Origin of the sequence: Nostoc sp., assembly GCF_036917935.1 — a bacterium.
Classification (GTDB): Bacteria; Cyanobacteriota; Cyanobacteriia; order Cyanobacteriales; family Nostocaceae; genus Nostoc.
In genome coordinates, this window is record NZ_JBALEL010000028.1 from 48,419 (window position 1) to 61,471 (window position 13,053).

Below are 13,053 nucleotides of genomic sequence, written 5' to 3' on the forward strand. Positions count from 1 at the left end.
GCAACAGATACTCGTTTCGTCTTTGTTTAACGCAGATTTAATAAGACTTACCTAAAATCTTCTCAAACTCCGATTTCTCTGCGTACTCTGCGCCTCTGCGGTTCCCTATTCCCCACTCCCAATTTTCAAAGCAGTCTCATGTCTGGAATTTATCTCAGAATTAAACATGGTAACTACTAATACAATTCGCTTTTCCCAGTTCAACGCTTCCTTGAATCGTAATGCTGAAGGTCAGTTAGTCAGTGACTTATCTACCCCTGACAATGCTCAGGCAAAGGCGGTTGCTGAGATTATCCAGCGTAATAACCCGGATGTCTTGCTAATTAACGAGTTTGACTACTCCCCGGACGCTGTTCAACTATTCCGGCAAAATTACTTAGCCGTTAGCCAGAATGGTGCAACCCCCGTTGATTACCCTTACTTCTACATCGCTCCTTCCAATACGGGTATTGCCTCTGAGTTTGACTTAAACAACGACGGTACAGCGGTTACAACCCCAGGTACGGCAGGTTACGGCGATGATGCCTTGGGATTCGGGAATTTTCCTGGTCAATACGGGATATTACTGCTGTCCAAATATCCCATCGACACTGCCAACGTCCGCACCTTCCAAAACTTCCTTTGGAAGGATATGCCCAACGCCTTGCTTCCCGATGATCCGACAACACCACAGCCAAATGATTGGTATTCTGACGAAGAACTGGCAGTTCTCCGCCTTTCTTCCAAAAGTCACTGGGATGTACCCATCCAGGTAAACGGCGAGACAATTCACATCCTCGCCAGCCACCCTACACCCCCAACCTTTGATGGTGCGGAAGACCGCAACGGTAAGCGCAATCATGACGAGATCCGCTTTTGGGCAGACTATATTACCCCTAGTAAAGGTGATTACATTTACGATGATCAGGGGAAAACGGGTGGTATTGCTGCTAGTTCAAGCTTTGTGATTGTGGGCGATCAAAATGCAGATCCGTTAGATGGTGATAGTTTTGACAACGCTATTCGCCAACTGTTGCAAAATCCCAATATCAATACTAATGTCATTCCTAGCAGTCTGGGTGGCCCCCAACAAGCAGACTTACAAGCTGGTGCAAACGCTAGTCAAAATGGTAATCCTAGCTTTGACACCGCAGACTTTGCTGATACAACTCCCGGAAACCTGCGGACTGACTATGTGCTACCCTCTGCTGACCTGACAATTGCCAATTCAGGAGTATTTTGGCCACTGAATAGCGATCCAACATTTTCCCCAGTAGGTACTTTTCCCTTCCCCAGTTCTGACCATCGCTTGGTGTTCGCAGATGTGCAAGCTGGGCCAACTGAAGCAGGTAAAACCATTCCTAATGTAGGATTTTTGAGACAAACTACCTTCGTTACTGGCTTTATTCCTGCTGGTGCAGCGGGAACGGTAAATGGCGTAAAAACTCCAGTGGGTGGACTTTCTGGTGTCACTTATGATGCTGCGAATAACCGCTACTACGCGATCTCAGACGATCGCTCCCAAGTTGCACCCGCCCGTTTTTATACCTTTACTGCTGATTCTGGAGTGACTTTTACTAATGTTACTCCCCTAAAAAATACCAACGGCAACTTTTTTGCAACCAACAGCCTGGACACAGAAGGTATTGCTTTAACCAACAATGGGACGGTCTTCATCTCTTCAGAAGGCGAAGTTAATCCTACTGCTGGTCGCGTTACTGATCCCTTTATTAAAGAGTTTTCGCTAACTACAGGGCAAGAAGTGCGATCGCTACTTGTCCCCAGCAAGTTTTTGCCAGTAGTTGAAGATACCAATAACAACGGCGTTGTAGATGCAGGTGACACGCAGACATCAGGCGTGTACAATAATTTAGCCTTTGAAAGCCTCACGATCACACCCGACCAGAAAACCTTATTCACCGCCACCGAAAACGCACTGTCCCAAGATGGATTAAAGGCTTCACTCACCAGTGGTAGCCCTTCTCGAATTCTGCAATACAATCTGGTTACTGGACAACCAGAAAAGGAATACCTCTATATTACTGATGCAATCGCCCAAGCACCCAATCCTACCACAGGCTCTGCTGACAATGGTTTGACAGATTTATTAGCAATAGATAATCGTGGCACATTACTGGCCTTGGAACGCTCCTTTGCCCAAGGTGTAGGCAACACTATCAAAATCTACGAAGTTTCTTTGCAAGGTGCAACTGACATTAGCTTCTACAATTCCCTCAATAATTTGAGTGCTGAACAACTAGCTGCGATCAAACCTGCTCAAAAACGTCTGCTGTTGAATTTAAATGACTTAAACTTGCCTAACGGTACAGATAACATCGAGGGTATCACCTTTGGCCCCAAACTAGCAGATGGTAGCCAGTCGATTGTGCTGGTAAGTGATAACAACTTCAACCAAAGCCAATTTACCCAAATCCTCACCTTAGATGCAGACTTAGTTCCCACTGCTGCACCCACAGTAGAAACCCGCCCCGAATTATTTGACGATGAAGATCCAGCACTACCTGCTGTAGATCAAAATGCTGATGCTGATGACCCTGCCATCTATGTTAATGGCACAAATTCTGCCGATAGTTTAGTACTAACCTCAGTCAAAAATGCCGGACTGCGGGTTTATGACTTGTCTGGTAATTTGTTGCAAACAGTTAATCCTGGTAATATTCGCTACAACAACATTGACCTACAATACGGTTTTAAATTAGGCGATCAATCTGTTGATATTGCCGTAGCTAGCGATCGCCAAAATGATCAACTAGCAATCTTCAAAATTAACCCCAACCCCACCGGACAATACTTGGAAGATATCACTGATAGCAATATTGGTACAATCTTCCAAGCATCACCTTTTGAACCTCCCTATTCCGCATCAACTCGCAGTTCTTACGGACTTACCTTATACCGTAGTCCCGTAACTAATGATTACTATGTCTTTACCAGTCGCCGCCAAACTGGAGATATAGCTCAGTTCAAATTGATTGACAAAGGTAATGGCAAAATTGGATCTGAACTAGTGCGGGAGTTCACCATCCCCTCGCCCACCACAGCAGGGCGTTCTTCCCAAACAGAGGGTATGGTAGTTGACCAAGAAACCGGCTTTCTCTACATCGCCCAAGAAGATGTAGGTATCTGGAAATTCGACGCAGAACCGGACGGAGGCACAACAGGCAAGCTGATCGATCGCGTTCGTTTTGAGGGTGGTTCTCACCTCACCGACGACGCCGAAGGGTTGACCATCTACTACGGCAAAAACGGCACAGGCTACCTGCTAGCATCCAGCCAAGGCGATAGCACCTTTGTTGCCTACACACGTGAAGGTAACAACGAATACGTGGGTAACTTTGCCATTGGTAACAATGGGTCAATTGACAGCGTGCAAGAGTCAGATGGTGCTGATGTCATTAACGTGCCACTGGGGCCTAACTTCCCATTTGGTTTATTTGTCACCCAAGACGGCTCTAATGAACCTGCCAAGACCATCGATGGCGAAAATGTTAGTTCTAACTTTAAGCTGGTGCCTTGGGAAAATATAGCCAATTCCTTCCCCAATTCTCTAAATATCGACACCACTAGTTACGAGCCTCGTAATCCAGTCGCCCAACCCAAGCTGACTATCTATGAATTTGAAAACCTACCCAAACTAGGTACAACCTCTGAAAATCAAGATATTTTCTTGGGTGGTTTTTCTGGGTTGTATTTCCAAGGGTTTGCAGCCAATGGCAACCTGAAATTTGTCACCAACACAGACCGTGGCCCCAATGGAGAACCTGATGGTGTCAAAAGACCATTTTTATTACCCGATTTCCAGCCAGAAATAGTTAGCTTTGAACTCAACCGCACCACCGGTGAAATCAGCATTACCAACAGAACCGGACTATTTTGCCAAGATGGAACGACGGCATTAACAGGACTGCCTAACTTGCAAGGTGTAGCAAACGGTTTAGCCTACACAGATGAAATTGCCGTTGACTTAGACAACAAGGTTCTAGCTAACGATCCTTTGGGTGCTGACTTAGAAGGAATTGTAGTTGCGGAAAATGGTGATTACTGGCTGGTAGATGAGTATCGTCCTTCCATTTACCACGTTGATACTAATGGAAAGCTGATTGAGCGCTTTATCCCTCAAGGAACTGCCACAGCACCCAACCCAGATCAACCAGCGGGAACTTTTGGGACTGAGGTCTTGCCAGCAGTTTATGCCCAACGCCGCAATAACCGAGGATTTGAAGCTGTAGCACTCCAAGGTAATAAATTATATGCCTTTATTCAGAGTGCGATCGATAATCCAGATGTCGCCAATGATGCGACATCCAAAGCTTCTGTCAACCTCCGAATTCTGGAGTTTGATATTGTCACCAAGCAGGTAACAGGAGAGTATTTATATCGCCTAGAAGGTCTACCAGGAACCGATAAGCTTGGCGATGCAGTCTCTTTGGGTAACGGCAAATTTGCAGTAGTTGAGCGAGATGACAATGGTACGTCTGCTGGCAATAAACTAATTTACCAAATTGATTTAGCTGGGGCGACCAACATCAATAACCCTGCTAACTTTACCTTGCCTGTTGGTAAGACTATTGAACAACTTACCTCTGCGGAGTTAGCTGCTGCCAATATTACCCCTGTCACCAAAAGCCTAATTGCTAATGCTGCTCAGTTGGGCTACACCGGAGTGGAAAAATTAGAAGGTTTGGCACTAGTAGCACCCAACACTCTAGCCTTGATTAACGACAACGACTTCAACATTACGGGTAATACGGGTGCTGAAAAACTCGGTATTCTCGAACTACCCAATAACCTGACAACTGTACAGCCTACTTTCCGCGATCGCTTTGGTTCTAGCAACAGCGATAATGTTACAGTTCAGCCAGGACAAACATTCTTCGCAGGTGACGGGGCAGATTTTGTAGAGGGTACTGAAGGCAACACAATCGAGGCTGGGAACGGTGATGACACTGTGCTTCTAGGCAGTAACTCTTCAGTATCCGGGGGAAACGGTGACGATCAAGTTGTAATTGGTCAAAATGGCGCGGCTGAAAATACCAGTGCCGATGGTGGCAATGGTGATGATGTTATTACCGTGGTGGAAGCCAGTGGTAGTAATAATTTGTTTGGAGCGGCAGGTGATGATACTCTCTCTGTAGTTGAAGGTTCTCGTCAATCATTATTTGGTGGCTCAGGTAACGACAACCTCAGAAATGGCGGCAGCAATAACCGTCTCTACGGTGGTTCTGGAGATGACAAACTCTTCTCTAATGTCAATGACTCCCTGTTTGGTGGCGATGGTGATGATGTGCTATTTGCTAGTCAAAGAGGTGGCGATCCCTACGGGGGGCTGTGCCAACGCCTCAGTGGTGGTACTGGTGCTGACCAATTCTTTCTTGCTAACGGCAGTCTGCCAACTAGCAAGAACATTGTGACTGATTTTGCGATCGGCATTGATAAAATCGGGCTGGGTGGTATTGGCGTGACTCAATTTACTGCTTTAACCCTATTGCAACAGGGTAGTGACACCTTAGTCAAAACTGGAAATACAGAATTGGCTTTATTAGTTGGAATTACATCAACTAACCTCACAGCCAATGATTTCCTTTTCTCTGCTAGTGTGGTTTAGCCTGTTTGTATAACGTGATTTTTACAGCTTCATTACACAGTCAAAGTTAATGAAGCTGTACTTAATTCTTGCGAAAGCGTCTAAAGATAAGGGTTAGAAAAAAATTCTTTTCTGATGCGAAAAAACTTTTTTAGATTATCAAAAATATGCATACTTTTGTACATAACACATTAACTAAAAGATGGCAATACAAGATTTCTTAACCAGTCCACAATTTTTTCACAACTTTGGCTATGTATGTTAATTAATATGCAATTTTCATCGTTATTTTTGTATCAAAAATGCTCTGGTGAGATGTCAATTTTAGTGGTGGTTAATATTTAATAGTTCCGACTCAACAATCTGACAAGTCAATTACATCTTTGAAGCCTAAAACTATCAGTTTTTCCTCACCATATTACTTTTTTGATTCCACTGGAGCGAAGACCATCTCAACAATTAAACACAGGGAGATTCTCTTTTATGGCTAAGAACGTCATGATTATGATTGGGGATGGTATGGGCTGGCAAATGGCTCCTGCTGCGTCCATCTACCAAACGATGTTTGCTTCAATAGTGCCAAAAGTTGAGTTAGTCGGTTTTGCCTCGTTACCTGCTGATACCTTTAGTGATGGGCCAGCTTCTGGTGCAGACGTTTCAGCGAATGGCAGAACCGGGCCTTTCCCAGGACAGCCAATACAAGGCTTTAGCGGTGTTCAATTTGCTAACAGCAACTCTTTGTACTTTCTGTCAGACAATGGTTACGGTAGCAAAGATAATAGTGCAGACTTTCTACTGAGAATCAATCGTCTAGACCCGAATTTTAAAGGAACAGAGAATGGAGACGGTAGCGTTAAAGTTTTAGACTACATCCAACTGTCTGACCCTAACAACAAAGTTCCTTTTGAAATTGTGAATGAGGAAACTACTGGAAGATTACTGACTGGTGCAGACTTTGATGTCGAGTCATTCGTCTTTGATAAAGACGGGACAATCTGGGTTGGAGACGAGTTTGGCCCTTACCTGCTGCATTTTGATGCCACTGGTAAGTTATTAGAGGCTCCCATTGCTACACCCGACCAATTCAAAACTTTAAATGGAGAAGCACCTAAAGTTATTGGTCACAGAGGGGCAAGTGGCTATCGTCCAGAACATACCTTAGAGTCTTATAAGCAAGCAATTGAGCGAGGCGCTGACTTTATTGAGCCTGACTTGGTAGTTACAAAAGATGGTGTGCTAATTGCTCGCCATGAGCCAGCTTTAGCAGTTTTGAACGCTGATGGCACTGTCAATTTTAACAATACAACCACAGATGTTTACAAGCATCCAGAGTTTGCCGATCGCAAGAAAACAGTAAGTTTAGATGGAAACCAACTTACAGGTTGGTTTGCTGAAGACTTTACTTTAGCTGAAATCAAGACTTTACGCGCAGAAGAACGTCTACCTTTCCGAGATCATTCCTTTGACGATCAATTTGAAATTCCTACCTTCACGGAAATCATCAACCTGGTTAAGCAAGTAGAAGCCGATACAGGTAAAAAGATTGGTATCTATCCTGAAACTAAGCACCCGACCTATTTGGCTGATGAAGCCACTTATGTCGGCACCACGGACAAAATAAACAGAAACATCAGTCAGTTACTAATTGATGCGCTGAAGGCAAATAACTTCACTGACCCTAGTCGCATCTTCATCCAGTCCTTTGAAGTGGGCAACCTCAAAGAACTGCATGATACCATCATGCCGGCGGCAGGGGTAGATATTCCCCTAGTTCAACTTCTAGATGCAAGTGACATTGATATTAACGGCAAGATCATCGAAAGTCAGCCTTATGACCTGAAGGTAAGTGGTGACACTCGTACTTATGGCGATTTGCGAACTCCAGAAGGCTTGGCTGAAGTTGCCACTTATGCTGATGGCATTGGCCCTTGGAAACGGATGATTGTTAGTGTCAAAGGTACTGATGCTAATGGTGATGGCAAAGCTGATGATGTGAATGGGGATGGAGTAGTTAATGATGCTGATAAGACAACATTACCTCCCACTACCTTAATTCAAGATGCTCATAACGCCGGGTTGCAGGTTCATCCTTACACCTTCCGGGCGGAAGATCAATACTTAGCGGCAGATTATAAAGGCAAGCTAGAGCTAGAAATTCAGCAATTCTATCAATTAGGTGTAGACGCGCTATTTAGTGATTTCCCAGATATCGCGGATAAAGTACGGGATCAACTTAGAGATGATCCTCAGTATAATGTAGTGCGATCGCCACAAAATCCCGATGTGCTTTCAGGTGATGCTTTTGCTAACTTGGGTAGTTCCAAAGGTTTTGAAGGTGGAGCAATTAACGCCAGCAAAACCAAGCTTTATTTCCTCCTAGAAGGTACGGTTCAAGGCGATACTCCCGGTGCTTTGCGAATTAACGAATTTGATTTAGCCAGCCACAAATACAGCGACCAACTACGCTACTACAGATTGGATAATCCGTCAAATTCCATCGGGGATTTAGCAGTGATTAATGATAATGAGTACCTAGTCATTGAACGGGATAACAATCAAGGGGCGGCGGCTAAATTTAAGAGGATTTACAAAATAGACTTGTCTAAGACAGATTCTAATGGCTATGTAGCTAAAGAAGAAGTTGCAGACTTGTTAAATATCCAAGACCCCAAGGACTTGAATGGGGACGGTAAGACCACCTTCGACTTCCCATTCCAAACCATTGAAAATGTTCTAGTTGTTGACAAAAATACCATTTTGGTAGCTAATGACAACAATTATCCCTTCTCTACAGGTCGTCCTGGGAATGATCCTCAAAATCCAGTCATAGACAACAACGAAATTCTACAACTGAAGTTGGAGAAGCCCCTTAACCTTGCTCCTGGCTTAGGTCAACCTCAAGCTGAAGAAATTAATTTTGGCTCCACTAGCACCGATGATATTACCGTTCAGCCCAATCAAACCCTATTTACAGGTGACGGAGCAGATTTTGTAGAGGGTACTAAGGGTAACACAATCCAGACTGGAAACGGTGAAGACACGGTGCTAATCGGCAGTGACTCTTCAGTGTCCAGCGGAGAGGGTAACGATCAGATATTTATTGGTCAAAACGGCCCGGTTCAAAATACTACTGCCGATGGTGGCAATGGTAATGATCTTATTACCGTAGTGGAAGCCAGTGGTAGTAATAATTTACTTGGAGCGGCAGGTGATGATACTCTCTCAGTAATTGAAGGTTCTCGTCAATCATTATTTGGTGGCTCAGGTAATGATACCCTTAGCAGTAGCGGTAGCAATAACCGTCTCAACGGTGGTTCTGGCGATGATAAACTCTTCTCTAGTGTGAATGATTCCCTGTTTGGTGGCGATGGCGATGATGTGCTATTTGCTGGTCAACAGGGCGGTAATCGCCTCAGTGGTGGTACTGGTGCCGATCAATTCTGGATTGCTAACGCCAATCTGCCAACTAGCAAGAATATTGTGACTGATTTTGCGATCGGCATTGATAAAATCGGACTGGGTGGGATTGGTGTTACTCAGTTTACTGCTTTAACACTGTTACAACAGGGTCGTGACACCTTAGTAAAAATTGGAACTACAGAGTTGGCTTCATTACTAGGAATTACATCAACTAGCCTCACAGCAAATGATTTCGTTTTTTCTGCTAGTGTCGTTTAGCCAAAAGATGATTACAGCTTAGATTCAACATTCAAAATTAGGCTCATATCCCCGACTTATTGAAGAAGTCGGGGATATTTTTGTTAGTCAAGATCCTTCTACTTTTTGTCTAAAGTCTTAACTTGTTTATAACCTTCCTTAAACATTGAACAATTATCTTTTGAGACAGTTATCAAAGTTCAATTCATTTAATTGTTTGCACTAATTTGTGTGGACACTAAGCATTTTGTCGCCAAATACTACTCAGGTTTTTCTAGCCAACAATTTTTCGCTTGGGTTGAGTGTAATTAATCGCTCAGTCTATAGACAAACAATTGCTGCGTAGGCGTAGGCATCGCTCGTAGCTCATAATACTTAAGGAGTAGTCGGCATGGCTGATACAAATGGCAACGGTAGAAATGTGATTATTTTTGTTGCAGATGGATTGCGTAACGGTTCTGTAAACCCCATTGATACCCCAACTTTATATAGCATCCGTCAGCAGGGAGTTACTTTTGCCAATAGTCATTCGCTGTTTCCGACATTTACCACCCCGAATGCTTCTGCGATCGCCACGGGGCATTATCTTGGTGATACAGGTGACTTTAGTAACACTATCTACACGGGTTTTCCTAGTCCTAATGTCAATGGTAGTGTCACGCCATTCATCGAAAATGATGCAGTTCTGGGGGATATCGATGAAAAGTTTCCCGGAAACAACTTTTTAGATGAAGAGTCACTCTTAGCTTATGCGCGATCGCAGGGTTTCAACACAGCAGCAGTTGGAAAATTAGGGCCTGTTGCCATCCAAGATGTCACACAAGTTAACCGAGAAGGTGGTACTACAGGTACTATTCCTACTCCCGATACAATAATTATTGATGACAGTACAAATGGTGCAACACCACCGACTACAGCCGCTGGTTCACCTGCTGCTGTTCCACTCGATCCAGATATTGTTAATCGTTTACAAGCCGCTGGTTTAGATGTAAAACCGACAACACGAGTCCAGCCAGCTGGTAACAATACAACTCCAGGCACCCTGAATGCCAATGTGAATCAACAACAATACTTTGCAGATGCCACGACCAAAGTAATTTTACCCAAGTTTCAAGAAGACGGTAAACCATTCGCATTGGTTTACTGGTCAAGAGATCCCGACGGTAGTCAACACAATCAGGGCGATAGTTTAAACACCTTGACACCAGGTATCAATGGTGCAACTTCCAAAGCTGGAGTCAAAAATGCTGATGATAATTTAAAGCAACTTCTTGACTATCTCAAAAGTACAGGCTTAGACAAGACTACTGATGTCTTTGTTACTTCCGACCACGGTTTTTCTACCATCAGCAAACAAGCTATTGATAGCCAAGGCACAAAAACTACAAGTTATGCTGCTACCCAAACTTATGCTGGCGTAAATCCGGGATTTCTACCAGCAGGCTTTGTGGCGATTGATTTGGCTCACGATCTCGGTCTACCCTTATACGATCCTAACCCTACAACCCTTCCCCCAGACCTCAACCATATCCAATATACAACTGTTGATGCCACACAAGGTCAACGCCCTATTTCTGGCAATGGTGTAATTGGTGGTACAGGTGAGGTAATTGATGGCAAACTTGACTCAGGTACAAAGATAGTTGTAGCTGCCAATGGTGGTTCTGACCTGATTTATCTGCCTAATGGCAATGCTGCCCTAGCTAAACAGGTAGTGGATTTGCTTTCGCAAAAAGACTACATCAGTGGTATTTTTGTAGACGATGCTTATGGAAACATCCCAGGCGCTTTACCACTGAGTGCGATCGGGCTAAAAGGTGATGCTCAAACACCAGTTCCATCTATTGTGATCAACTTCAAAACCTTTAGCAGCGACCCAAATAACCCAAACAACCCTCAAGCGCAGGTAGAGATTGCTGATACAACTTTGCAGCAAGGGCAGGGGATGCATGGCAGCTTTGGCCGAGGTGATACCTTCAATAACATGGAGGCTATTGGCCCTGACTTTAAACAAGGCTATGTGGACTATGCGCCCATCAGTAATGCTGATGTTACGCCTACACTTGCTCGTATTCTGGGGTTAGACATTCCCAGTAATGGCGATTTGAAAGGTCGTGCCATTACAGAAGCATTAGTGGGAGGCCCGGATGTAGTTCCCTCTACTAAAGAAGTTTTGACTTCAGAAAAAACTACTAATGGTCAAGCAACAATTCTGGATTCTCAGAGTGTAGGCAATACTCATTACTTTACAGCCGCAGGGTTTGATGGTCGCACTGTTGGACTAACAACACTAGACCTTCAATTTGGTTCTAGCAGTAGTGATGATCTCACTCTCAAGCCAAATCAAACCTTATTTACAGGTGATGGAGCAGATTTTGTAGAAGGTAATAAAAGTAACACAATCATAACTGGGAAAGGTGATGACACGGTGGTAGTCGGTAGTGACTCCTCAGTGTCCACAGGAGACGGTAACGATCAAGTCTTGATTGGCGCAAATGGCCCTGCTAACAACACTAGTGCTGATAGTGGCAATGGTAATGATGAAGTTACCGTAGTCGAAGCTAATGGTAGTAATAATTTGTTTGGAGGCGCGGGTGCTGATACTCTCACAGTAGTTGAAGGTTCTCGTCAATTATCTTTCGGTGGCTCAGGCAATGACACCCTCAAGAGCGAAGGTAGCAATAACCGTCTGTATGGTGGTTCTGGCGATGACAAACTCTTCTCCGGTGTAAATGATTCGCTATTTGGTGGCGATGGTGATGATGTGCTATTTGCTAGTCAACAGGGTGGCGATCGCTTGACTGGTGGTACTGGTGTTGACCAATTCTTTCTTGCTAACGCCAGTCTGCCAATTAGCAAGAGCATTGTAACTGATTTTGCGATCGGTATTGATAAAATCGGGCTGGGCGGAATTGGCGTCACTCAGTTTAGTGCCCTAACCCTATTGCAACAGGGTGCTGACACTATTGTAAAAACCGGAAATACAGAGTTGGCTTCATTACTGCAAATTACCTCAACTAACCTGACTGCAAATGACTTCGTTTTCTCTGCTAGTGTTGTCGCTTAGTCTGTTCCCCTAGTGCAGCTTGGCGGAAATAACTATCAGTTGAAACAGCGGTTTTCAATTACGTAGACTACAGCAAATAGTTCGTTATCCTGGGGTGGGCATTACAATGCCCACCCTATTGTCGTTTCGCTGGAGTCCAACCTACCTCGAAGGGGTTCCATTACTTACCTCTACCTTGTTCCTCAAGGTATTAATTCTTCTTGTTATCTCCAAATAAGCTTACGTACAGTTAATACTCCCATTGCAAACATCTCTAAAGTTTTAATTTTCAATGAAGATGTAGTGAAAATAACTACGATTTTGAGGAAATAAGTCAGAATAGGAGAACTAAATCTTAGAGTTAGTGCCCTTTCATACAAACATTGTCAGATTGCGGCATAACTTGTTGCGAAATTTGTCTTTTAATATAATTTAAAGGTTAAAAATACAACTATACAATCTACGTGAAAACACTAATTAGTAAACAGATAAAAGCGCTTTTTCCCTTTTCATTTTATCTGTTTCTCTAGATACGAAAAATAACAACCTCATCTCAAATATACTAAATTCCTCGTTACTCATTTATCTTGGAACAATATCGTACTTGATTTAGATGGTTCACTGGTTTATCCAAAAATCTATATGATTAACATACAAAAGTATCTTTCATGTGAAGTTTGGAACAACCTTTAATATTTCTCAGTCAGTAATTATTCTGGTTTTGTATATTTGAGTATTAACATTAACTGCATCAATAAGCCATAAA

3 protein-coding genes are annotated in these 13,053 nt (G+C 43.6%); all 3 read left to right on the forward strand.

Annotation, left to right across the window (positions count from 1 at the left end; genetic code table 11):
- Positions 1-166 precede the first annotated feature (166 nt).
- The 3 genes from V7K62_RS12085 to V7K62_RS12095 all read left to right on the forward strand — a co-directional run bounded on the left by V7K62_RS12085 (position 167) and on the right by V7K62_RS12095 (position 12,308).
- The gene (locus V7K62_RS12085; RefSeq protein WP_334864164.1) at positions 167-5,605 is read left to right on the forward strand and encodes a phytase; all 5,439 of its coding nucleotides are present in this window, start codon (positions 167-169) and stop codon (positions 5,603-5,605) included.
- Between the two features lie 555 nt (positions 5,606-6,160).
- The gene (locus V7K62_RS12090) at positions 6,161-9,262 is read left to right on the forward strand and encodes an esterase-like activity of phytase family protein (RefSeq protein WP_334864419.1); all 3,102 of its coding nucleotides are present in this window, start codon (positions 6,161-6,163) and stop codon (positions 9,260-9,262) included.
- 370 nt (positions 9,263-9,632) lie between these two features.
- Positions 9,633-12,308, forward strand: coding sequence for an alkaline phosphatase family protein (locus V7K62_RS12095; protein WP_334864165.1), 2,676 nt, complete (start codon positions 9,633-9,635; stop codon positions 12,306-12,308).
- Positions 12,309-13,053: the final 745 nt, after the last annotated feature.

What these genes read in the sequence shown, in the direction of transcription:
- V7K62_RS12085 (WP_334864164.1), top strand. Translation starts at nt 167, where the DNA reads ATGGTAACTACTAATACAATTCGCTTTTCCCAGTTCAACGCTTCCTTG.
- V7K62_RS12095 (WP_334864165.1), top strand. Translation starts at nt 9,633, where the DNA reads ATGGCTGATACAAATGGCAACGGTAGAAATGTGATTATTTTTGTTGCA.